This is a genomic window from Kitasatospora cinereorecta (assembly GCF_024172095.1).
GTDB lineage: Bacteria > Actinomycetota > Actinomycetes > Streptomycetales > Streptomycetaceae > Kitasatospora > Kitasatospora cinereorecta.
Map to the genome: position 1 here is coordinate 800,485 of NZ_JAMZDX010000002.1, position 22,381 is coordinate 822,865.

General features: G+C 75.3%; 18 protein-coding genes. 13 read left to right on the plus strand and 5 right to left on the minus strand.

The window, feature by feature from the left end:
- Nucleotides 1-153 precede the first annotated feature (153 nt).
- Together FHR36_RS10590 and FHR36_RS10595 are read left to right on the plus strand one after the other, a co-directional pair.
- Nucleotides 154-1,821: an FAD-dependent monooxygenase gene (locus FHR36_RS10590; protein ID WP_253795934.1), complete on the plus strand. Its 1,668-nt coding sequence runs from the start codon at nucleotides 154-156 to the stop codon at nucleotides 1,819-1,821.
- 254 nt (nucleotides 1,822-2,075) lie between these two features.
- Nucleotides 2,076-2,762, plus strand: coding sequence for a Tat pathway signal sequence domain protein (locus FHR36_RS10595; RefSeq protein WP_253795936.1), 687 nt, complete (start codon nucleotides 2,076-2,078; stop codon nucleotides 2,760-2,762).
- A 118-nt stretch (nucleotides 2,763-2,880) separates the two neighbouring features.
- Here FHR36_RS10595 and FHR36_RS10600 read toward each other — a convergent pair whose 3' ends face one another.
- Complete coding sequence (locus tag FHR36_RS10600; protein WP_253795937.1) at nucleotides 2,881-3,705, minus strand: class I SAM-dependent methyltransferase; 825 nt, start codon at nucleotides 3,703-3,705, stop codon at nucleotides 2,881-2,883.
- Between the two features lie 72 nt (nucleotides 3,706-3,777).
- Between FHR36_RS10600 and FHR36_RS10605 the strand changes: the two genes are divergently transcribed.
- Nucleotides 3,778-4,371, plus strand: a complete 594-nt coding sequence (locus FHR36_RS10605) for a TetR/AcrR family transcriptional regulator (RefSeq protein ID WP_253795938.1) — start codon at nucleotides 3,778-3,780, stop codon at nucleotides 4,369-4,371.
- 140 nt (nucleotides 4,372-4,511) lie between these two features.
- The gene (locus FHR36_RS10610; RefSeq protein WP_253795940.1) at nucleotides 4,512-5,180 is read left to right on the plus strand and encodes a hypothetical protein; all 669 of its coding nucleotides are present in this window, start codon (nucleotides 4,512-4,514) and stop codon (nucleotides 5,178-5,180) included.
- Nucleotides 5,181-5,280: 100 nt separating this feature from the next.
- On the opposite strand, the gene FHR36_RS10615 is transcribed toward FHR36_RS10610, so the two are convergent.
- On the minus strand, nucleotides 5,281-6,858 hold the full coding sequence (locus tag FHR36_RS10615) for a WXG100-like domain-containing protein (protein ID WP_253795942.1): 1,578 nt from the start codon (nucleotides 6,856-6,858) through the stop codon (nucleotides 5,281-5,283).
- 186 nt (nucleotides 6,859-7,044) lie between these two features.
- Here FHR36_RS10615 and FHR36_RS10620 point away from each other — a divergent pair, with 186 nt between their 5' ends.
- Nucleotides 7,045-7,818, plus strand: a complete 774-nt coding sequence (locus tag FHR36_RS10620) for a DUF6348 family protein (RefSeq protein ID WP_253795944.1) — start codon at nucleotides 7,045-7,047, stop codon at nucleotides 7,816-7,818.
- 29 nt (nucleotides 7,819-7,847) lie between these two features.
- On the opposite strand, the gene FHR36_RS10625 is transcribed toward FHR36_RS10620, so the two are convergent.
- Together FHR36_RS10625 and FHR36_RS10630 are read right to left on the minus strand one after the other, a co-directional pair.
- Nucleotides 7,848-8,318: an NUDIX domain-containing protein gene (locus FHR36_RS10625; protein ID WP_253795946.1), complete on the minus strand. Its 471-nt coding sequence runs from the start codon at nucleotides 8,316-8,318 to the stop codon at nucleotides 7,848-7,850.
- Nucleotides 8,315-9,781, minus strand: coding sequence for an SDR family NAD(P)-dependent oxidoreductase (locus FHR36_RS10630; RefSeq protein ID WP_253795948.1), 1,467 nt, complete (start codon nucleotides 9,779-9,781; stop codon nucleotides 8,315-8,317). The genes FHR36_RS10625 and FHR36_RS10630 overlap by 4 nt, the downstream gene beginning before the upstream one ends.
- Before the next feature lie 165 nt (nucleotides 9,782-9,946).
- Between FHR36_RS10630 and FHR36_RS10635 the strand changes: the two genes are divergently transcribed.
- Entirely contained in the window at nucleotides 9,947-10,690 is a 744-nt protein-coding gene (locus FHR36_RS10635; RefSeq protein WP_253796738.1) for a class I SAM-dependent methyltransferase, read from the plus strand.
- Nucleotides 10,691-10,714: 24 nt separating this feature from the next.
- Here FHR36_RS10635 and FHR36_RS10640 read toward each other — a convergent pair whose 3' ends face one another.
- Nucleotides 10,715-11,668, minus strand: a complete 954-nt coding sequence (locus FHR36_RS10640) for an AEC family transporter (RefSeq protein WP_253795949.1) — start codon at nucleotides 11,666-11,668, stop codon at nucleotides 10,715-10,717.
- 57 nt (nucleotides 11,669-11,725) lie between these two features.
- Between FHR36_RS10640 and FHR36_RS10645 the strand changes: the two genes are divergently transcribed.
- From FHR36_RS10645 to FHR36_RS39245, 7 genes are all read left to right on the plus strand, one after another.
- Nucleotides 11,726-13,183, plus strand: a complete 1,458-nt coding sequence (locus FHR36_RS10645) for an MFS transporter (RefSeq protein WP_253795950.1) — start codon at nucleotides 11,726-11,728, stop codon at nucleotides 13,181-13,183.
- A 391-nt stretch (nucleotides 13,184-13,574) separates the two neighbouring features.
- Complete coding sequence (locus FHR36_RS10650; protein WP_253795951.1) at nucleotides 13,575-14,354, plus strand: transglycosylase SLT domain-containing protein; 780 nt, start codon at nucleotides 13,575-13,577, stop codon at nucleotides 14,352-14,354.
- Nucleotides 14,355-14,686: 332 nt separating this feature from the next.
- Nucleotides 14,687-16,138 (plus strand): nucleobase:cation symporter-2 family protein, encoded by a 1,452-nt coding sequence (locus FHR36_RS10655; protein ID WP_253795952.1) that lies wholly within the window; start codon nucleotides 14,687-14,689, stop codon nucleotides 16,136-16,138.
- 117 nt (nucleotides 16,139-16,255) lie between these two features.
- Entirely contained in the window at nucleotides 16,256-17,401 is a 1,146-nt protein-coding gene (locus FHR36_RS10660; protein ID WP_253795953.1) for an AAA family ATPase, read from the plus strand.
- Nucleotides 17,398-17,835, plus strand: a complete 438-nt coding sequence (locus FHR36_RS10665; protein WP_253795955.1) for a bpX5 domain-containing protein — start codon at nucleotides 17,398-17,400, stop codon at nucleotides 17,833-17,835. The genes FHR36_RS10660 and FHR36_RS10665 overlap by 4 nt, the downstream gene beginning before the upstream one ends.
- Complete coding sequence (locus tag FHR36_RS10670; protein ID WP_253795957.1) at nucleotides 17,832-19,523, plus strand: hypothetical protein; 1,692 nt, start codon at nucleotides 17,832-17,834, stop codon at nucleotides 19,521-19,523. Before FHR36_RS10665 ends, FHR36_RS10670 begins: the two co-directional genes overlap by 4 nt.
- Complete coding sequence (locus FHR36_RS39245; RefSeq protein WP_301329977.1) at nucleotides 19,520-22,348, plus strand: bpX6 domain-containing protein; 2,829 nt, start codon at nucleotides 19,520-19,522, stop codon at nucleotides 22,346-22,348. Before FHR36_RS10670 ends, FHR36_RS39245 begins: the two co-directional genes overlap by 4 nt.
- Nucleotides 22,349-22,381 lie beyond the last annotated feature (33 nt).

A 22,381-nucleotide genomic window follows, 5' to 3' on the forward strand; every position in this document is an offset into this window, starting at 1 on the left:
GACGCGCGTGGGCGGTGGCGCCGCAGGCGCACTTGTCGGTTCGGCCGGGGCGCTGACCGTGCGTCACCGGCCCGCCCGGACCGCGAGTGGCGGGCCCGCGCCGGGGTGCGCAGGCTGGACGGGCGGGGACGGCCCCGCCCGAAGGAGGCTGCCGTGGTCGACGTGGACGTCCTGGTCGTGGGTGCGGGCCCGGTCGGCCTCACCGCGGCCGCCGAGCTGCGCCGGCACGGCGCCGACTGCCGGATCGTCGACCGGCTGGCGGCCCCGCAGCACTACGCGAAGGCCGTCGGCGTCCAGCCCCGCACCCTGGAGGTGTGGGACACCATGGGCCTGGCCCGGCAGGCGCTGGCCGAGGCGCTTCCGCTGCGCGGCCAGCTGACCTGGATCGACGGCCGGGAGCAGCCGCGGGTCGAGCTGAAACTGCCGCCCGAGGTGCCGTACGGCTTCGCCGCGCTGCCGCAGTACGCCACCGAGGAGCTGCTCGCCGGGCACCTCGCGACGTACGGCACCCGGGTGGAGCGCGGCCTCGAACTGGTCTCCTTCGCCCAGGACCCGGACGGCGTCGATGTCGAGCTGCGCACGCCGGGCGGCGTCGAGCGGCTGCGCTGCCGGTACCTGGTCGGCTGCGACGGCGCGCACAGCGCGGTGCGCAAGGGGCTGGGGCTGGACTTCGGCGGCGGCGCGTTCGCCGACTCGTACATGCTCGGCGACGTGGAGGTCGACTGGGACCTGCCGGCCGGGTACGCGCTGCGCGTGGTCCGGCACGCCGCGGACAGCGGGCCGGACGACCTGCTGGTGGCCGTCCCACTGCCCGGCCGCGGCCGCTACCGGCTGTCCGCGATCGCCGCCCCGGACCTGGTCCGCGAGCCGGGCGGGCCGGGCGGGCCGGGCGGGGTGGCGCACGGGCTGGACGCCGGCGGCCGGCCGGAGCTCGCCCACCTCCAGGCGGTGGTCGACCGGCTCGCGCCGCGGCCGGCGAGCCTCTCCGCGCTGCGCTGGTCCTCGGTCTTCCGGATCAGCCACCGGATCGTGAACCGCTACGGCGAGGGGCGGGTGTTCATCGCCGGGGACGCCGCCCACATCCACCCGCCGACCGGCGGCCAGGGCCTGAACACCGGCGTCCAGGACGCGTACAACCTCGCCTGGAAGCTCGCGCTGGTGCTGCGCGGTGCCGCCGGCCCGGCCCTGCTCGACAGCTACGACGCCGAGCGCCGGCCGGTCGGGGAGGAGGTGGTCGGGCGGACCGTCCGGCACGCGCGGACGGACACCGGCCGGGACGAGGACGGCGCGGGCGCCGGGGACGGCGTCGAGCGGGCGCTGATCCGGGAGGCGCAGCTGCTGATCGGCTACCCGGACAGCCCGCTGGTCTCGCAGGACGATGTGGGTGGCTCGGACGGGCTGCCGGTGCGGCCCGGCGACCGGGCCCCCGACTGCGCCGGGCTGGCCCAGCCGCTGGCGGCCTTCCCGCAGCGGCTGTTCGACCTGCTCCGCAGCCCCCGCCACACCCTGCTGCTGTACGCCGGCCGGGCGGCGGCGGACGGGCTGCTGGAGCGGTGCGCCGCGGCTGCCCGGGAGGCGGCGCACGGCGCGCTGGACGTGTACGTGGTGCTGGCGCCCGGGCGGGCGGGGGACGAGCCGGCGGGGGACGGGCCGGCGCTGCCGGTGGTCCACGACGAGCGGGAGGCGTTCCGGACGGGATACGGCGCCCGCGACCCCGAGGCTTTCGTGATCCGGCCGGACGGTTACCTCGCCGGGCGGGTCCACCCGCTCGACCCGGAGCCGCTCGCCGCGGTGCTGCGGCGGACCTTCGGACCGGCCTGAGCGGCGACGGCGGTCTATGGCGGTCTCCCGCCCCTCCGTCGCAGGTCGGCCCCGTGCGGGCCGGCCTGCGGCGTGCCCGGCCGCAGCCCACGACCGCCCCACGGTGTGAGACTTTCTGTCAGCAAAGCCCGCGCAGGTTCTTGACGCGGACACACATTCCGCCTACAACCCATTACGGGTACCTGCACAGCCAACTCCGGCCGGAGTCAACGTACTTGACCTCCTCACCCCCACCTGATGAAACGAGGAGCCCCATGCGTACCCGTACCTGGCTCGCCACCTCCGCCGCCCTCGCGGCGGTCGCCCTGGCCGCCGTCCCCGCCCTGCCGGCAGCCGCCGCGCAGCCGCTGGCCGACCCGGCGGTGCTGACCGCCGGCAGCGCCGGCGGCAGCGCGGTGGCGGTGGGCGACTCGCTGGCCGCGCCGCTCGTCTCGGGCACCAAGGCCACGTTCTACTCCACCGCGACCGGCAGCACCGGCGTCACCTGCGCCGCCTCGCAGTTCACCGCCACCGTGACGGCCAACCCGGCCGCGCCCGGCACGGCGAGCGAGTCGCTGACCGGCCAGACCTTCAGCTCGTGCACCAGCAACGTCACCGGGGTGATCTCGGTGAAGAGCCTCACCGTCGGCAACCTGCCCTACCAGGTCGCCGTCGCGGACTCGGCCGGCAACCCGGTGGCGATCACCGCCGGTTCGGCCGGCGCGATCCAGGCCACCGCGGTGCTCAACAGCTGGTTCGGCACGCTCACCTGCTCGTACCAGCTCAGCGGCGCGTTCAGCGGCAGCGCCGACAACGCCGCGCACAGCCTGACCTTCGTCAACGAGCACTTCGTCAAGAGCGGCGGTTCCGGACTCTGCCCGGGCGACGGCTACTTCACGGCCCACTACGGCCCGGTCGCCGACACCAGCCAGGCCGGCAGCCCGCTGGTGTACGTCAACTGACGGCGCCCCGGTGCCGGTCCGAAGACCCGGACCGGCCCCGGCTGCGCCGCTGCGGTCCGCCCCCGGCCCGGGGTGGGGCCGCGCCCACCCGGTGCGCCCGACCCCGGGCCGGGGGCATTCAGGGGCCCGCGGTGCGGGCCGCGGTGACCGCGAGGGTGGTGTAGCGCATCCGGAACCCGCCGCCGGCCGCGTCGAGGGAGGCTCCGACCGCCGCCAGTACGCGGGCCAGCACCTCCGCGGGCAGGCGGGTGTGGGCGCCGGTGGTGGGCAGTTGGTCGAGCCATTCCTCCCGGGTGTAGTCCCGCTCCCAGGCGTACCGCGACAGTTCCGGCTCGTCGAAGCCGCCGGTCGCCCGGATCCCCTCGGCCGCCCGCTCCGCGAGTGCCTCGTACCCGCCGGAGGTGGCCTGCCAGCGGCGGGCGCCGAGGGAGTCCGGCAGGACCTCGCGGTACACCTCGGCGAAGGCCGCCGCCAGCTCGGGTGGCGGCTGGTCCACGTTCCAGAACACGGTGAGGCGGCCGCCCGGGCGCAGCACCTCGGCGGCCTTCGCCGCGCCTGCGGCCGGGTCCACCCAGTGCCAGGTCTGTGCCGAGACCACCGCATCGAAGGTGCGTCCGGCCGGATCCCAGTCCTCGAACGGCGCGACCTCGACCCGGTGGCCGCGCTGTCGGGCCCAGGCCGCCATCCGGGGGTCGATCTCGACGCCGAGGACCCGGCAGCCCGCTGCCTCGAACTGCCGGGCGGCGATGCCGGTGCCGATGCCGACGTCGAGCAGGTCGGGTCCGGGGGCGGCGGCCGTGACCGCCTCGATCAGTGCTCGGGGATAGTCGGGCCTGGCCCGGTCGTAGCGCTCCGGATCGATGCCGAACGACTCGGCCAGCTCGCGGAGTTGACGAGACGCGCGAGGGGAGGGCGAGGTGCCCTCCGGAGGTAGAGTGGGCATGCGCCCACTATGAGTGGGCAAGCGCCCACTCGTCAATCGGGCGCCACCGGACCGAGAAGAAGGGGCCCGCCCGTGCCGACCGGAGTGGCCATCCGCGACGCCCGCGAGCAGCTGTTCGCCGCCGCCGAACGCATCCTGCTGCGGGACGGTCCCGGCGCCCTCACCAGCCGCGCCGTCACCACCGAGGCCGGCTGCGCCAAGGGCGTCCTGCACCGGCACTTCGCCGACTTCGACGCTTTCCTGGCCGACCTGGTCCAGGACCGCATCGGCCGGATCGGGCAGCAGGCGCAGGCCCTGCGCGCCGCCGTCGGGACGGCCACCGTCACCGGCAACCTCGTCGGCGCCCTCACCGAGCTGTTCGGCTCGGTCGCGGTCGCCGTCGTCGGCCTGGTCATCACCCGCGACGCCCTCCGGGCCCGCCTGCGCGAAGCCGGGTCCACCGGCATCCCGCTGCTGGCCGAAGCCACCGCGATGATCGCCGGCTACCTCGCCGCCGAACGCGAGCTCGGCCGTCTCGTCCCCGACGCCGAACCCGACACCCTCGCCCCCACCCTGATCGGCGCCGGCCACCTGCTCTTCGCCGATCGCGACGCCGGCCCGCCCACCGGGCCGGCACTCGAACGCACCGTCGCCGCCGTCCTCGCCGCCGCCCTTCCGGCCGGGTGAGGCCGAAGCGTCGGAGCGCGGGAGCGGCCGGGATGACGGCCGTGTGCCCGCCGGTCGGCGCGACCGGGTGGCCCGCCGGGTGTGTGCGGGGGCGGGGTGACCGGCTTCATGCCGCCTGGGCTGCCTGCGACGCCGCGTGGGTGTTCAACGCGATGGACGAGCGCGAGCGCGGCCCCGGCGAGGTGTCGCACCACGAGCACCGCGTCGCGCGGATCGCGGACGGGAGCGTCCGGCCGCGGGTCGTGGCTGGGATCGACCTCGACGCGGTGGGTGTCGCGACCGGCGGCGGCCTGGGCCGCGCCGAGCACCCCGGCCCCGCCTGGCGGCGGCTGCGCTGGGCGGAACTCGCCCGCCGGACCGGTGACCCGCTGGTGCCCGACGGCTCGCTGCCGTCCCACCGCTGCTTCCCGTTGGCCAGGAAGGCGGGCAGCTGGCCGCTCGGCATCGTGCCGCCCACCGAGGGGAGCCTGGACCGGGCGACCTGGAACCGCCTGATCGCCGTCCTCACCGAGCACAGCCCGGACGGCCCGGCGACGCCCTGCCTCGCCTACTGGACCCCACTGATGTTCGCGACCGTCGACGTCGACGACCACCGGGTGCGGGCGGGGCGCCTCGGCGATGCCGGGCTGCTGTACGACGATCCCGAGGTCTCCTTCAGCCCGTCCAACCTCTGGGCCGCGGACGGCTCATGGGTCCTGTGCACCGACTACGACCTGTGGGCGACCAAGGTCGCCGGCCCGGCACCGCTCGTCGAGGCGCTGCTGGGCGACGAGGAGATCGAGGCCGTGCGGCTGCCGTGGGCGGGCTGACGGGGCGCACGGGCCGTGCCGGAAGCGGCCGTCCCGGAAGCGGCCGTGCCGGAGAACGGGCCGGCCGCCCCCGTGGTGGGGGCGGCCGGGGGAGGGCGGGTCAGTCCGCCAGATACTCCTCGGTGTGGGGCGGCTGGAAGTGCCCGAGGTTGCGGAGGTGGTCTCCGGGGTCGCCGTCCTGGTCCTCGGGGTTCTCGCCGACGGGGGCGTCGGAGCGCTTCTCCTCGTCGTCCTCGTCGCGGCGGCGGCCGCGCTGGGCGCCCGCGGCCGCGCGGACCTGACCGCCGCCGGAGCCGCCGCCGTGGCCGCCCCCGCCGTAGTGGGCACCGCCCATCATGCCGCCCATCATGCCGGGCGGCGGCGCGCTGGCCTGGCGGGTGCCGCTGCCGGTCGCGCCGACGACGCCGTTGCTGCCGGCGGTGCTGCCGGAGTGGCTGCCGCCTCCGGCCTCGGACAGGTCGGTCTGGGCCGGGATCCGGTTGCCGCGGCTGCCGCCGCCGCTGCCACCGGCGAAGCTGCCGGGGGTGACGCCGAGTCGGAGCTGCTGGCCGGAGGCGGCGGTGTGGTCGCCGCCGGAGCCGAGGTCCGGGCCGCCCCCGTGGCCGCCCGCACCGGCCTGGCCGGCGTGCACGCCGCCGAGGACACCGAGCTTGCTGCCGAACCCGGCGCCGTCGAGGCCGCCGTGGCCGCCCGTACCGCCGATGCCGCCTCCGCCGGGCAGGTGCGGACGGAGGCTGTCGAAGGCGGACAGGCCGGGGTCGCCGTGGCCGGCCGCGGCCGTGGCGGCGACGCCGCCGGCGAGCTTCAGCGGGCTGAGCGGCGAGGCGGTGTGGGAGCCGATCGCGTTCATCTCCCGAAGGTGCGAGTCCTCCTGGTCGCCGAGCCGGTGCAGCACGGTGTCCATCTTGTCGGCGGTCCCGCGGTAGTTGCCGAGCAGGCGGTTGAGGATCTCCTGGCCGACGGCCTGGGCGATCTGCTTGGCCGCTTCGACCGCGATCTTGCCGAACATGTCGCTGGGGTTGCCGACATCCAGGCTGTCGACGATCCGGCGGAAGGAATTGCCGTGGGCGTCGATGTCGTCGCCGTGGCGGCGCAGTTCGGCCGCGCAGGCGGCCATCGCGGCCATGTCGAGGCCGAAGCCCTGGCCGCTGGAACTCGCCGGGGCGGTGCCGGTGACCTGCTTGACCGCGCTGTCCACCAGGTCGGCGATCGGCCGGGCGATCATCTGGCCGAGCTGGCCGACGGCCGCGTCCAGGATCTTGGAGATGATCTCGCGGCCCATCGCGATGACGGCCGCGGTGCTGATCCCGAACGTCGCCGACGATGCCGCCAACTGTGCCTGGATGTTGACCAGTTGAACGATCGTCTGGCCCTTGCAGACCTCGATCACCACGGCAGCCGCGTTGAGCACCTTGGCCGCGGTCTCGCAGGCCTCGACAACGATGCCCGAGTACTTGGCGTAGCCGGACCACATCTCGGCGAGCTTGTCGGCGGCGTCGCCGTGGTAGACCTCGCCGAGCGTTTTGAGCGCCTTGTCGCCGGCCATCTGCGTGGAATCGATCGCTGACGCCAGTTTCTTCAACTGGTCAGCGAGCTTGTTCAGTTCGTCCTCGTTGGCCTGGGGCCAGTGGATCCCCAGCAGATTGAGTACGAACTGCAGCTCCGATGGTAACTCCACCGCCATTGCCGCCCCCAGGTTGCCCGCGTAGTGTTCACTGATCGCGCACTGCGACGATACACATCGAAGCCGACAACGACTACCGGCTCATCGGCCGCCCCCGGGATCGGGGCAACACTGTGACATGGCGGGATCGCCGCGGTGGGCGGTTTGTCGGCCCGGCGGCCCACCACTACGGTGTGCGGGATGGGATGGGGATCACGTTTGCGGGACGCGGTGGGCGTTGCCCGCCGGTCGGAGCGTCGGGCCGAGCGGCTGCCCGAACAGGTCGTACTCACCCTGGTGGCCGAGCAGTTGGCGGCGCTGAGCAGCCAGGACTGGACGGTGGCCGACGGGCTGGCCAGGGGGCCGCAGTCGATCGCGGTACGGCTCGGGGCCCCGCACCCGGACGGTCCGTACCCGGACGGGCCGCACTCGGACGATCCGCTCCGCCTGGACCTGGTGCTCCTCCCGGACGCCGACCGCCCGGACGGCCCCGCGGTGCCGGACTGCCTGGTCGGTTTCGGCGGCGACGAGGCCGCGGTCCGCCGCGGGATCGAGGTCTGGGCCGCCACCGCGGCCGTCACCGTGCTCGAACTCCACGCCCACAGCGGGCGGTTCGCCGGTCATGTCGATCCGCGCGACCAGGACGGCTTCCCGGGCCGGCACGCCATCCACGGCGGCATCGTGGCGTGGGGCACCGGCGAGCGGCAGAACGCCGTGCAGGACTGGATGCTCGCCAACCCTCTGCTCCCCAGGCTCGCCCCGGCGCTGGACGGCGCCGTCGAGCGGGACGAACTCATCGGCCTGGCCGTGCACTTCGGCAGCGGTGAGGGCGTGGACACCGCCGAGGTCCGGGTGGACGGACGCCACCACCAGGCGGCCTCCCGGGTGCTGGCCGGCCTGGACTGGCCCCGGGTCGACCGCGGCAGCTCGTACGCCAGGACCTTCGCCCTGCTGACCGGCCGGGCGGCGCGCTGACTGCACGCCGGAGCCGGGCTGACGCCCGGTCAGGCGATGGGTCGGGCGATGGGTCGGGCGATCGGGTAGCGGTGGGTGCCGTCCGGGGCCGGGTGGCCGGGCAGCCAGCTGGCGAGGACCTGCGCGGACGGGTAGAAGATCGGCTCGGGCAGCGCGTCCACCGGGAGGCGCTCCCAGCCGGCGCAGGCGTGTGGCTCGGTGACCTCCGCGGGGGCGTCGCTGGGCGGGGCCAGGACGGCGGCGGTCAGCCGGGTCCGGCCGAGTTCGTGGTCGAGCAGGACGGCGAGCACCTGCATCCCCGAGGCGGGCAGCACGATGCCGGTCTCCTCGGCGAGTTCGCGGGCGGCCGCCTCCTCGAACGACTCGCCCGGGTGGTCGACCTTGCCGCCGGGCAGGCTCCAAGTGGGCGGTTCGCCCGCGGTGGTGCGGCGGCCGATCAGGACCGACCGCCCGTCCGTGCTGGGGACGATGACGCCGGCCCCGACCAGCGCACCGATCACCAGGCCGCCTTGCTGTAGTCCTTGAGGAAGCAGCCGTACAGGTCCTCGCCGGCCTCGCCGCGGACGATCGGGTCGTAGACCCGGGCGGCGCCGTCGACCAGGTCGAGCGGGGCGTGGAAGCCCTCCTCGTGCAGCCGCATCTTCTCCGGGTGGGGCCGCTCGTCGGTGATCCAGCCGGTGTCGACGGCGGTCATCAGGATGCCGTCGCTCTGGAACATCTCCTGCGCGCTGGTGCGGGTGAGCATGTTGAGCGCGGCCTTGGCCATGTTGGTGTGCGGGTGGCCGGCGCCCTTGTAGCCGCGGCTGAACACGCCCTCCATGGCGGAGACGTTGACGACGTACTTGCGCCGGGCCGGGGAGGCGGCCATCGCCGGGCGGAGCCGGCTGATCAGGATGAACGGCGCGGTGGAGTTGCAGAGTTGGACCTCGAGCAGCTCGATCGGGCTGACCTGCTCGACCGTCTCCACCCAGCTGTTGCTGGGGGCGAGGTCGGGCACCAGGCCGCCGGCGTCGATTGCGGTGCCGGCCGCGATCCGGGCCGGCGAGGCGGACCCGGTGACCAGGGCGAGCGAGGTGACCTCGTCGGCGGTGAGCCGCTCGTCGGTGCGGGCGGCCTGGCCGGGCAGCGCGGGGACGTCCACCGCGCCGCTGCCGAAGCGGCCGATCACCGTGGAGGCGGGCAGCTCGCCGGCCGGCAGCGGGGCGGACTCGGCGGCGATCAGCTCGCTGTACGCCGCGGGGGAGCGGCGGACGGTCTGGGCGGCGTTGTTGATCAGGATGTCCAGCGGGCCGTCGGCGGCGACCTCGTCGGCCAGCGCCAGCACCTGGGCGGGGTCGCGCAGGTCGATGCCGATGACCTTCAACCGGTGGATCCACTCGGCGCTGTCCGGCATCGCGGTGAAGCGGCGGATGGCGTCGCCCGGGAACCGGGTGGTGATGGTGGTGTGGGCGCCGTCGCGCAGCAGGCAGAGCGCGATGTACATGCCGATCTTGGCCCGGCCGCCGGTCAGCAGCGCGCGCTTGCCGGTGAGGTCGGCGCGGGCGTGCCGGCGGGACCTGTTGAGGGCGGCGCAGTTGCGGCAGAGCTGGTGGTAGAACGCGTCGACCTCGACGTAGCGCTGCTTGCAGGTGTAGCAGGACCGGGGCCGCTCGAGTATCCCGGCGAGTTCGGCGGTGGTCTCGGTGGTGAGCCCGAAGGCGCCGGCGGTCTCGTCGTCGATCCGGCCCGGCGCGCCGGTGGCGGTCCGGGAGGTGACGGCGCGGTCGTTGGCGGTCTTGCGGGCCCGGGTCTCCTGGCGGCGGCGCTGCTTGAGGGTGCGGAAGAGGCCGCCCACGGCCAGCCGGACGGTGATCGCGTCGGGGTGGTCGACGTGCAGTTGGTCCAGCTCGGCGAGCACGCTGAGGCAGAGCTCAAGGCGATCCGGGTCGATGCCCTTGCCGTAGTCGATCTCTTCAGCGTTCATGCCCGCGGATGTCCTCGCTCGCTCCGTCTGTACCGGCGAACTCTACGGGAGCGGCGCGGCGGCCCGCGAAGTAATGGTCTCCAGGCACTTGCGAGCATTACGGCCGGATGGCTAGATTGGTAACCATCGAAAGGCGTGATCGCCTATTACGAGACGGGGTGCGGGATGACCGACTGGAACGCCTGGCAGCGCAGCTGGGACCGCCAGCAACAGTGGTACCTGCCCGACCGCGAGGAGCGGTTCAGGGTGATGCTCGACACCGTCGAGGCGCTGGCCGGCCCGGCGCCCCGCGTCCTCGACCTGGCCTGCGGCACCGGCTCGATCTCCGAGCGGCTGCTCGCCCGCTTCCCCGGGGCGGTGAGCGTCGGCGTCGACCAGGACCCGGCGCTGCTCGCCATCGCCCGCGGCCACTTCGCCGCCGAACCGCGGCTCACCCTGGTCACCGCCGACCTGACCGACCCGGCCTGGGCCGACCGCCTGCCGCCCGGCCCGTACGACGCCGTGGTCACCGCCACCGCGCTGCACTGGCTGCGCACCGACGATCTGGTCCGGCTGTACGGCGACCTCGCCGCACTGCTCGCCCCCGGCGCCGTCTTCCTCAACGCGGACCACGCCCCGCAGGCCGGGATCGAGCTGCTGGCGGCTGTGGACCGGGTGTTCCAGGAGCGGCGGCAGGCCCGGGAGCGGGCCGAGGGCGTCCTCGACTGGAAGGAGTGGTGGGCCGCCGCCGCGGCCGAGCCGGCGCTCGCCGAGCACGTCGAGGCCCGCTTCGCGCTCTACGGCTCGCACGCCGACGGGGAGTCCCACCCGGCCGAGTGGCACACCGCCCAGCTGGTGGAGGCGGGCTTCCGGGAGGCCGGCATCCTCTGGCGCTCGGTGGACGACGCGCTGGTGGCGGCCGTCCGCTGATACCCCGAGCCGGGGGCGGGTGTGTCAGTGGGCGGTCGGGCCGAGCAGCCAGGTGATCCCGGACAGCGTCGCCATCGAGAGCAGCGTCGAGCCGAGCACCGACTCCCGGGCCAGGGCGGTCCCGACGCCGTACTCGCGCGCGTAGGTGAAGACGTTCTGCGCGGTCGGCAGCGCGGAGAGCAGCACCACGGCGAGCAGCTGGTGGGTCGGCAGGTGCAGCACCAGAGCCCCGACCGCCAGCGCGGTCAGCGGCTGGACCACCGTCTTGATGGCGACCGCGACCCCGGCCTCGGCCCGCGGACCCGCCGCCCCGGCCGTCGATCGGCCGTGCAGCGACATGCCCAGGGTGACCAGCGCGGTCGGCACCGCCGCACCGCCCAGCAGCTCGAAGGGGTGGGCGATCGGCTGCGGCACGTGGAAGCCGGTGGCGGAGACCACCGCGCCGAGCCCGGCGCCCAGGATGATCGGATTACGCAGCGGCAGCATCAGCGCCCGCCGGATCCAGGCCCGCGGTCGCCGCTCGCCGCCGGTCCCGGCGTCCAGGGCGGCGAGCACCAGCGGGGTGACCACCAGCACCTGGAAGAGCAGCACCGGGGCGACGAAGGAGGCGTCCCCGAGCACTTGGACCGACACCGGGATGCCCAGGTTGCCGGAGTTGACGTACCCGGCCGCCATTCCGCTGATCGCCTGGTCGGCGCTCTCCCGGCCGAACACCCAGCGGGCGGCGGCCAGGCCCAGCCCGGAGGCCAGCAGGGTGCCGGCGGCGAAGGCCAGCATCGAGGTGTTGGCGAACGCGCCCAGCGGCGTGCGCCCCACCATGGTGAACAGGGCGGCCGGCATCGCCACCAGGAAGACGAACCGGCCCAGGACGTGCTCGGCGCTCTCGCCGAGCAGTCCGGTACGGCTGACCAGGTAGCCGACCGCGGTGAGCACCCAGATCGGGGCGAACGCGGCCAGCAGGGGCTGCAGGGTGGGCATCGGACCTCGGTCGGTCGGTGGGTTCACGGTCGATCGGACGCGGATAGTCTCCCGGATGTGCCGATACCCTCCTCCGCCCCCTCGGGCCGGCGGGTGCTGGCCGTCTGCATGGCAGCCGGCTTCACCACCCTGCTCGACCAGTCCGTCCTCAACATCGCCATCTCCGACGTGCGGGACGCCCTGCACGCCGACTCGGGGCAGATCGCCTGGATCGTGGCCGGCTACTCGCTGGCCTTCGGCCTGGCGCTGGTCCCCGGCGGGCGGCTCGGCGACGTCCGCGGCCGCAAGTGGCTGTTCGTGACCGGCCTGGCCGTGTTCACCGCGGTCGGCACGCTGGCCGGCACCGCCCAGAGCGCCTGGATGCTGGTCGCCGCCCGGCTGCTCCAGGGCGCCGGTGCGGGCCTGGTCAACGCCCAGATGATCGGCACCCTCCAGGACGTCTTCACCGGCACCCGGCGGGCCCGCGCCCTCGGCCTGTACGTCCTCACCGGCGGCCTGTCCGCCGCGCTGGGCCCGCCGCTCGGCGGCCTGATCCTGGCCGCGGCCGGGCCGGAGCTCGGCTGGCGGCTCACCCTGCTGCTCAGCGCGCCGTTCGGCCTGATCACCCTGGTGCTGGCGGTGCGCTGGCTGCCGCCGCCGCGCCCGAGCGCCCGCCACTCCGAGCTGGACGGGGTCGGCCTGGTCCTGGTCGGCGTGCTCACCCTGCTGGTGATGCTCCCCTTCATCCGGCCGCCGGGCATGCTCGGCGGCGCCGCCTTCGCGGCCGGGGCGCTCACCGTCGCCCTGCTGTTCGCCGGCTGGCAGCGGCGGTACGCCCGCTCCGGCCGGCATCCGCTGGTCCACCCGGCGCTGGCCAGGTCCCGCCCGTACGCGCTCGGCACCACGGTGGCGATGGCCCAGTTCGGCACCTCGATCGCCTGGTCGCTGGTGCAGACCATGTTCCTGCGCGACGGGCTCGGCCTGTCCGCGCTGGCCGCCAGTGCCGTCGCGCTGCCCGCGGCGCTCGCCATGGCCGCCACCTCCTCGCAGGCCGGCCGGGTGGTCCAGCGGTACGGGCAGCGCGCCGTCACGGCCGGGCTCGCCCTGTCCTGCACCGCGCTGCTCGCCGGGGGACTGGCCGCGCTGTGGGTGCCCGCCGGTCCGCTGCCCTTCGTGCTGGCCGGCACCCAGCTGCTGCAGGGCGTCTCCACCGGTCTGATCGTCGCGCCCAACCAGGCCTTCGTGCTGCGCCACGCCCCCGCGGAGGCGGCCGGGGTGGCGGGCGGCATCCTGCAGATGTCCCAGCGGATCGCGGCGGCGGTCGGGGTGTCCGCGGTGTCCGGCATCTATCTGCGCGGTTCCACCGCCGGGGTGGCCGGGCACCGCACGGCGTACTGGCACGCGACCGCGGCCTGCGTGGTCGTGGCGTCGCTGGCCGTGCTGATCTCACTGGTCGCGGCCGCGCGGGCACGGACCGTCGACGTGGCAGCGGTCACCCCGGCGCCGGGAAGTGCGGTCGAAAAACCCCGAGTTTGAGCCTCCGACGGCTGTTTGAGACCCAGCCCACACCCTGTGAGCTTCTTCATAGCGGGGGGCTCCGGCCCGGTCCGACGGTCCGTCAATTCATGTTCCGTGTACCGACGTTCGCCCTGAATGAGGCGTTTTGTCCGGGTTTGGAGGGGTGGTTGCCCCGCCCCGGGGCCTCACGCACCATCTGTTGAGGCGCCCCGAGCTGCAGGCATGAGCTCTCCGATCGGGTGCCACGGCGCAGCCGACCGCGTGATGACGCGGCCTGCGCGCCCGGTGAGCAGGGTTGCCGCCGGGCCCGGCCGTCCCGGACCGAGGACTCCCGCACAGTGCGCGGGGCCTTCGCATGTGTCCATCCGGGCGGTCTGTGACCTGGACGACATCTCGGAGGTATTCGGACATGCGACGGATCAAGCACGGGCTCCAGCGAGTGCCCATGCCGCGACTGAGCCACCACAAGATGCCCGACTACGTGCTGGGCGCGGGTGTGGCCGGCGCGGTGCTGATGGGCACGCTGCTGCCGGTCAGCCAGGCGTTCGCCGACCCGACGCCGGCTCCCGCCGCGTCGGCCCCGGCGGCCGCCGCCCCGGCGGACCAGCAGGCCCCGGCCGTCGCGCCGGCCGCGGAGGATGTCGCCAGCCGTGGCGAGGCCCGCCCGGAGGCGCCCCAGCCGCAGCAGCAGGCCCCGCAGCCGCAGGCCCAGCCCGACCAGGCCCAGCAGCAGGCTCCGCAGCAGCAGGCGCAGCCGCAGCCCGCGCAGCCGAAGCCGGAGCAGCCGAAGCCCCAGCCGCAGCCCGCACAGCCGAAGCCGCAGCCGCAGAAGCCCTCGTACTCCAACAACCTGGACGGCTGGATCCGCGAGGCCCGCGACATCCTGGCCGCCAACGGCAAGCCGGTCCCGTCCTACAAGGCGATGTACGCCACCGCCATGGCCGAGTCCACCGGCAACCCGCGCGCGGTGAACGGCTGGGACTCCAACGCCAAGTCGGGCACCCCGTCGATCGGGCTGACCCAGATGATCCAGCCCACCTTCCGGGTCTACGCGCTGCCGGGCCACACCGACATCCGCAACCCCGTGGACAACCTCATCGCCAGCTCGCGCTACTGCGACGCGACCTACGGCGGCATGGACAAGATGGCCGCCGCCCGGGGCTACGGCTCCCACTGGCGCGGCTACTGAGCGGTTTCGATTCCACTAGGTGGAACTTCCGTTTCGCACAGCTGAAAAGTAGGCCATCCCGCCGATGGCGCGTCACCTGTCGGATCCTCCGAACAGGACGCCCGAAGGCTTGCGCCGCACCTGGAGATCCCGCCAATGGCGGGGTTCCGGGTGCGGCGCTCTAATGTCTGCTCACCGGATGCCGGCACCCGACCTGGAAACGCCCCCCGGTGACGTCCCTCACTCCCCGCCCCATCCACCCCTGAACTCCTCCGCAGCACCGTCCTCTCCGCCCGGGCATGCCTCGCCGTCGTGCCTCGGCACGGCTCTCCCACGCCCATCCGGAGGTTGCGTTGCAGTCACAGTCCGCACCCGACAGCGACAGACCCGTCGCGGCGGTCCACCCGGTCGACGAGGTCCTGCCCCCGTCCAGGCTGGCGGTCCTCGGTCTCCAGCACGTCTTCATCATGTACGCCGGCGCGGTCGCCGTACCGTTCATCGTCGGCAACGCGCTCAAGCTGGACGCCGCCACCATCGCGCTGCTGGTCAACGCCGATCTGCTGGTGGCCGGCATCGCGACGATCATTCAGGCGGTCGGCATCTCCACGCTGTTCGGCGTCCGCCTGCCCGTGGTCGCCGGCGCCACCTTCACCGTGGTCAGCCCGATGATCACGATCGCCGCCAAGCACGGCCTGCCGACCGTCTACGGCGCGATGCTGGTTTCCGGCGTCTTCGGCCTGCTGATCGCCAAACCCTTCTCCAAACTGATCAGATTCTTCCCGCCGGTGGTGGCCGGCACGGTCATCATGATCATCGGATTGTCGCTGATCGGCCCCGGCGCCGGCATGATCGCCGGACACGACACCCAGGCCGCCGACTACGCCCAGGTCTCGCACATCGCGCTCGCCTTCGGCGTGGTCGCGCTGCTCGTGCTGGCCACCCGCTTCCTGCACGGCTTCCTCGGCCAGATCGCCCCGCTGCTCGCCCTGGTGGCCGGCACCCTGGCGTCGATTCCCATGGGACTGCTGCACCTTGACGGGGTGAAGGCCGCCAGCTGGTTCGGCGTGGCCAGCCCGTTCCACTTCGGCGCCCCGCGGTTCGACGCGGCCGCGATCATCTCGATGTGCATCGTGCTGCTGGTGACGTACACCGAGTCGACCGCGGACATGCTCGCCGTCGCCGAGATGACGGACCGTCGGCTCTCCGACGCCGACATCGCCCGGGGCCTGGCCACCGACGGCCTGTCGGCGGTGCTCGGCGGCTTCATGAACTCCTTCCCCGACACCGCGTACGCGGAGAACGTCGGCCTGGTCCAGATGACCCGGGTCCGCAGCCGGTGGGTGGTCGCGGTGGCCGGTGCGATGCTGCTGGTGATGGGCCTGGTCCCGAAGGTCGGCGCGTTCGTCGCCGCGGTGCCCGAACCCGTGGTCGGCGGCGCCGCCCTGGTGATGTTCGCGATGGTCACCGCGGTCGGCGTGCAGACCCTGCGCAAGGTCGACTTCTCCGGCAACCACAACCTGCTGGTGGTCGCCGTCTCGCTCGGCGTCGGCCTGCTGCCCGCGGTGGCCACCGACCGGTTCGGCAACGAGATCTTCTTCCGGAACTTCCCCGACTGGGCGCAGACCGTGTTCGGCAGCCCGATCACCCTGACGGTCATTCTGGCCTTCGCCCTCAACCTGCTCTTCAACCACATCGGACCCGCCACCCCGCCCGCCGCCATCGCCGCCCAGCGGACCGCCGCCGACGGCGAGTCCGCGGTCGGCCCCGACCCCGACCCCGACGGCACCGGCGTCACCGCCGCCTGACCCGACCCCGTCCGAGCCTGTCCGACCCGTCCGACCCGGATCCCGCGTCGCACCGGAGTCCGCGAGGCCGAAACCCGCTGGTGACCGCGGTGATCGCGCTCGTAGACTCCGGTGCTTGTGGACGAGTCGAACATCCGTACCCTGACCGCCGATGCCAAGACGATCGGCGAGGCCGTCGCGCTCGCGGGCGAGGGCCTGGTGGCCCGCGAAGTGCTCACCGAGGTGATCGCGCTGTGCGCGGTGGCCGGCGAGCACCTGCTGGTCGTCGGCGCGCCCGGTACCGCCAAGTCCGAGGCGGTCCGGCGGGTCGCCGGACAGCTCGGCGGACGCTACTTCGAGTACCTGCTCGGCCGGTTCACCGAGCCCAACGAGCTGTTCGGCCCGGTGGACCTGCGCCGGCTGCGCGAGGGCACGGTCGAGTTCGAGACCGCCGGCATGCTGCCGGAAGCCGAGATCGCCTTCCTGGACGAGGTCTTCCTCGGCTCCACCGCCGTCCTCAACACCCTGCTCGGACTGCTCAACGAGCGCGTCTTCCGGCGCGGCCGCACGGTGCTCGCCAGCCCGCTGCGGGTCTGCGTCGCCGCCGCCAACCACCTCCCCGAGGACCCGGCGCTGGCCGCCTTCGCCGACCGCTTCCTGGCCCGGCTGTTCGTCGAACCCGTCCCCGACGCGCGGCTCGAGGAACTCCTCGCCGGCGGCCGCCGCACCACCCCCGCCGGTACGCTCGGCGGACCCGGCGTCCTGGACGCCCTCGACCGGCTCTCGACGGCGGCCCGCCACTGCGACCTGACCGCGGTCACCCCGCTGGTCGCCGCCGCCCTGCGCCGACTGCGCGAGGCCGGCGTACCGATCAGCGACCGCCGCGCCGTCCGCTCGCAGCGGCTGGTCGCGGCCGCCGCCGTCCTCGACGGCCGCACCACCGCCTCCGCCGCCGACCTGTGGGTGCTGCCGCTGATCGCCCCCGACGCCGACACCCAGGCGCTCGCCCGCGACAGCCTCACCGACCTGCTCGAACACTCCGCCAACGCGGGCCTGCTGCACGCCGCCGAGGAGCTCTCCCGCGGCGCCCGCGCCCGCGCCGAACGGCTCGCCCGCGCCGGTACGGACCTGATCGCCCGGTACGGCGCCGCGCCGACCGACCGCGACGCGCGGCTCGCGATCGAGGCCACCCTGCGAGAGATCGACGCCGGCTTCGACCCGGCCGACCTGCCCGAACCGCTGGCCGCCGTCCGGGCGCAGCTCGCTGCCGCGGTACGGCCGTGACCGCGGTCCCCGCGCGGCCGCTGCGCTGGGAGCGCCGCGAGCCCCCGCTGCCCGCGGCCGCGGTCGCCGCCACCGACCCCGCTGCCATCGCCGCCCTCGCGGCGGCCACCCTGGCCCGTCTCGCCGACGGCATCACCCTCCGGGCGGCGGCCGACGCCGCCACCCTGCTGGTCCTCGGCGAGCCCGAGGACCTGCCCTGGGCGGACGGTGCCCGCTACCTCGCCTGGGAGGCCGGGGCCCTGGTCCCCACCACCGCCCGCCCCCGCCCGGCCACCGCCCTGTGGCGGGACGCCCTCGCCCCCGACCCCACCACCCGCCTCGCCCTGCTCCCCGACGCCGCGCTCGTGTTCACCCCGCCGACGGCCGCGCCGGACCGCGCCGCGCTGGCCCGCCTGGCGGCGCCGACCGGTACCGCATCAGGTGGGCTCGGATGAGCGTAGCGCTGCCCCCCGGGCTGGCCGGTTGGGCCGAGCAACTGGGCGCACTGTCTCCGCAGTTGGGGATCGCGCTCGGTCCGCTGGTGCGCCGGATCGAGGCGCTGGTCGCCGACCGGGAGCCGCAGACCGCTCCCGAGGGCGAGCTGGACGGCTTCGGCGGCCTGACCCGGGCCGGCTCGCCCGAGCGCCTGCCGGCCTCCGAGTGGCTGCTGGCGCAGGAGTTCCCGGACGAGTTCGTCCGGCGCGCCGCCGACCGTGAACTGCTGCAGTTCGCACCGGAGTTCCGGGCGACCCGTCCTCGCGGCCGGGTCGTGGTCCTGGTCGACGCCGGCCCCGCGCAGGCCGGCGCGGCCCGGCTGGTCCAGCTCGCCGCCCTGGTCGTGCTGCACCGCCGTGCCGCCGCCCGCGGCACCGACCTGGCGGTCGGCGTGCTCGGCGACCCGCCGGGGGAGTACTTGGACGGCGACCTGCCGCGGCTGCTGCCCGGCTGGCTGCGCGCCCGCCGCCACCGGGACGCGGAGGTCGCCGACGTCCAGGAGGCCGAGGCCGCGCTGGACGCACCCGACGAGGCCTGGCTGCTGACCTCCCCGGCGCTGGCCGAGCAACTGCCGACCCGCCGCCGGGTGCTGGCCGCCGCGCCGTCCCGCTGGGCGGCCGACGGGGTGACCCACGTCCGGCTCGCCCTCTCCGGCGGCACGGCCGAACTCCCGCTGCCGGAGCGGAGGATCGCCGTCCGCGCGCTGCGCGGCGAGGAGTTCCGCACCGGCCGTCGGCCGCCCGCCCCGCTGCCGGAGCTCCCGGCCGGTCGGCTGATGCCCACGTTCACCGGCCCGGCCGCCGTCCTGCTCGCCCGGCCGCCCGGGTCGGACAAGCTGCTGGTGTCCAAGCTGCCCACGGCGGCCCATCCGCGGCAGCTGCTCCGGCCGACCAAGCACGGCTTCCCGGGGCCGGTGGTCGCGGCGGCCAGGATCGGCCGCCGGCTGATCGTGCTGACCGCCGAGAAGGGCTGCCTGACCACCCGGGTCGTCGGCCGTCCGCTCGGCGGTGTCGGCCTGCGCCGACCGGTTCCGTTCGCCGAGCTCGGAGTGGACCGCGAGCTCCTCGCCGACCTGCTCGAACGTCCTGTGCTGCCGGTCGAGTTGGACGTCAACGATGTGCTGGTCCCGCTGGCCGGACGTTGGTGGGCGCTCACGCCCAATGGCGGTTTCAAGGCGCTGGGCGAGCTCGGCCCGCGGGGTTCGACGCTGCTCGGCGGCCCGCCGTTCCGGTGGGCTTGGGAGGGCTACGTCCGGTCGGGATTCCTGCCGCCGGATGCCGACGAGTACGTGATGAGCCGGGCGGCGGTGGCCTGGCGGGCCGGCGCGGACCACTGGTGCGTGCGCCTGCGCGAGGCGCCGCCCGGCACACCGCCGCAGGTGATCCCGGTACCCCAGGGTGTGGAGGTGGTCGGTGTGGCCGGCGAGGGACAGCTGTCGGTGCTGGTCACCGTGGAACCGGGAGAGCGCGTGGTGCGGAGCGTGTGGTCGAGCGGGAGCCGGACCCTGGACCGGTTCTCCGGCGGCGCCCTGGCGCCGTTCGTGCACTGGGAGCAGCCGTTGATCGTGGCGGAACCGCAGCCCGGCAGGTTGGTGGTCGGCAACCCGGTGACCGGCTGGATCAGGGCGACGACAGGAGACCCGCGATGAGCGTCACCGCGACCGGACCGGCCCGCGGGCTGCTCGCCGCGTCGGGCTTCGTCCTCGACGTGCCCGCGATCGGCGCCGCCGAGGCGGCCGAGCGGGTCCTCGCGCTCTGGGCCGACGGCGCCGAACTACGAGAACTGCCCCACGGCGCCTGGCTGTTGCGCTTGCCGAAGCCGGTGCAGGTGTACGCGGACCGGGCCCCGGGCGAACCACTGGCGGAACGCTCGGGCGCGCTGGTCACCCACCGCGCCGACCCGGCCGCACCGGCGCCGGACGACGAGGGCCGGCTGCTGCTGCCCCGCGGCGGAGCGGTCGAACGCCACCGGGTCGCCGAACTCCCGCTGCTGCGGCCCGCCGAGTGGCTCGATCGCGCGTCGATCCCGCTGCGCCGACTGGCGCCGCTCGACCTGCCGCCCGAGCCGGACCCGGTGGACGAGGCACTGCCGGCCCGCCCGCAGCCCGACCTGCGGGCCGCCGCCCGGCTGGCCCCGCGCTCCGAGCGCGCCCGCCGACAGCTCGCGGACGACCCCGGCCCGGACCGCACCCGGGCCCTGCGGCCGCTGCGCGCGCTCGACCCGCGCACCCGGCGGATGCTGGGCTCGACCGCCGTCCTGCTGCCGCTGCTCGCGCTCTGCCTGCTGCTGCCCGAGAACGTGGTACCGCACCGGCTCCTGCTGGCCCTGCTGGCCGGCGTGGCGATCGCCCCGGTGGCCGAACTCCTCATCCGCGGCGGTCGCCCCTCTTCGCCCCGGGGTGCGGCGGCGCGCCGGGCGGCCGGGCCCGCGCCCGCGGCCGCGAAGGCCGGCGGCGCCCGACGGCGCCCGCCGTCCGCCCTGCTCGCCCGGCTGCTGATGCGCACCCCGGCCGCCCGCCTGGTGCAGAGCCGGCACGACCGCTACCTGGACGAGCTGACCAGGGCGTTCCGCCAGCGCCGCTGGGAGGACGCGCTGCGCGACGCCGTCGCGGTGTCCGCCGGCGGCGCCGCCGCCCTCGGTTGGCTCACCCTCGCGCTGCCCGGGCGCCGGACCGGTCCGCTGCGCCCGAGCCCCGCACCGAACGCCCCCGGCGGTGTCATGCCCGGCCGGGCCACCGTCCGGGATCACCTTGCCGCGCTGTACCGCGAGGCGGCCGCGGCGCTGGAGCGCGAGGGCCGGATCGAGGAGGCGGCATTCACCCTCGCCGACCTGCTCGGCGCAGCGGCCGAGGCGGTCATTGTGCTGGAGCGGCACGGCCGCCTCGCCCTCGCCGCCGAGCTGGCCGAGGGCCGGAATCTCACCCCCGACCTGGTGGTCCGGCTCTGGTGGCTGGCCGGCGACCGCGACCGGGCGGTACGGGTCGCCCGCGAGCGCGGTGCCTTCGCCGCCGCCGTCGAGCGGCTGGGCCGGACCGACCCGCAGGCGGCCGGCGAACTGCGCGCCGCCTGGGTACGGTCCTGCCGGCAGAGCGGCGACCATCTCGGGGCGGTCCGCGCGGCCTGGCCCGAGGAGTCGCTGCGCCCGACCGTGGTCGGCGACCTGCGGCGCCTGGTGGCGCTCGGCGGCCCGACCCAGGCGGTGGCGCTCGCCCACCTGCTGGCGCTCGGCGCGGGCGAGGCGGTCCGCGACCACGCCCGCGCCCTGCTCGACACCACCGGCCCCGAACACCGCACTCACCGGCGGCGGTTGGCCGCCACGCTGGGCGAGCTGCGGTGCGCCGACCCGGTGGCCGACCGGGAGCTTGCCACCGCCGCGCTGCGCGCCCTGGTCCGCGACGGCGGCCTCGGCGAGGAGCTGAGCAGCACCGAGCGCGGACGGCTGCGGTGGTCCCTGCTCGACCGGGCCGACCCGCTCGCCGCCGCCGACCTGCCCGCCCCGGACCCGGGCGGCGCCGCCGACGTGGCCGACGCGACCGAGGCGGCCGTCCCCGTGGTCACCGCGCCCACGCTGCCCGGCGATCTGCCGCTGCACGACGCCGCGGCCCTCGCCTCCGGCGCCGTCCTGGTCGCCTGCGGCCACGCCGGGACCAGGCTGCTGGCCCCGGACGGCCGGACCACGGCCCGGTGGGACGTCCCCGCCGAGCGGATCGTGCTCAACGACCACGGCACCACCGCGCTGCTGGCCGCCCGCTACGGCGCGACCTGGGAGGTGGTCCGGCTCGACCTGGCCACCCGCGAGGTCGCCCGCTGGGCCGCCGTCCGGGCCGACCACCTGGCCGGCTCGTACGACGGCCGGACGCTGCTCACCGTCGACGGCCCGCGCCTGGTCGTCCTGGACACCCTGGCCGCACGCCCGGCCGTGATCCGGTACGAACTCGGCGACGAGTCCCGCCCGGCGGGCCCGCCCGCCCGGACGGCGGACGGCTGCAGCGCCCTGGTCCACAGCAACGGCCGCACCGAGCGCTGGCGCTGGGACCTGCCCGGCTGGGACCTGCGCTCCCGCCACCGGCTCACCGGCGCGGACGAGGCGGACGCCGTGCTCGCCGACGGCCTGATCGTCCAGGTGCCCGCCGAACAGGCGCCCGCCGAACCGGCCCGCGGCACCGCCCGGGTGCGGTTGTACGGCGAGCGGGCCGACGACGGGATCACCCTGCCGCTCGCGCCGGGCACCGCCGTACCCGCCGACGGCGACCGCTTCGCCCTCGCCGTCCCGCAGGCCGACGGCTCCGTCCGCGCGGCGGTCTGCGCCGGGACGGAGCGCCTGTTCACCGCGGTCTTCCCGCAGGCCCGACCGGAGGCGGTGCGCCTGCGCCGGCACACCGGCACGGTCACCGTGTGGGACGCCGCCGGTCGGGTGCTCGCCGTCGCCGACGACGGCAGCGTGCTCGCCAGGCTGCGCACCTCAGCAATCTGACGGGCCGCGGCGCGCCGGGCGCGGCAGGATGCC

Excerpts from the sequence above, each read along its gene's own strand:
- FHR36_RS10630 (WP_253795948.1), bottom strand. The coding sequence starts at position 9,781 with ATGAACGCTGAAGAGATCGACTACGGCAAGGGCATCGACCCGGATCGC.
- FHR36_RS10595 (WP_253795936.1), top strand. The coding sequence starts at position 2,076 with ATGCGTACCCGTACCTGGCTCGCCACCTCCGCCGCCCTCGCGGCGGTC.
- FHR36_RS10600 (WP_253795937.1), bottom strand. The coding sequence starts at position 3,705 with ATGCCCACTCTACCTCCGGAGGGCACCTCGCCCTCCCCTCGCGCGTCT.
- FHR36_RS10620 (WP_253795944.1), top strand. The coding sequence starts at position 7,045 with ATGGGATGGGGATCACGTTTGCGGGACGCGGTGGGCGTTGCCCGCCGG.
- FHR36_RS10635 (WP_253796738.1), top strand. The coding sequence starts at position 9,947 with ATGACCGACTGGAACGCCTGGCAGCGCAGCTGGGACCGCCAGCAACAG.
- FHR36_RS10650 (WP_253795951.1), top strand. The coding sequence starts at position 13,575 with ATGCGACGGATCAAGCACGGGCTCCAGCGAGTGCCCATGCCGCGACTG.
- FHR36_RS10640 (WP_253795949.1), bottom strand. The coding sequence starts at position 11,668 with ATGCCCACCCTGCAGCCCCTGCTGGCCGCGTTCGCCCCGATCTGGGTG.
- FHR36_RS10670 (WP_253795957.1), top strand. The coding sequence starts at position 17,832 with ATGAGCGTAGCGCTGCCCCCCGGGCTGGCCGGTTGGGCCGAGCAACTG.
- FHR36_RS39245 (WP_301329977.1), top strand. The coding sequence starts at position 19,520 with ATGAGCGTCACCGCGACCGGACCGGCCCGCGGGCTGCTCGCCGCGTCG.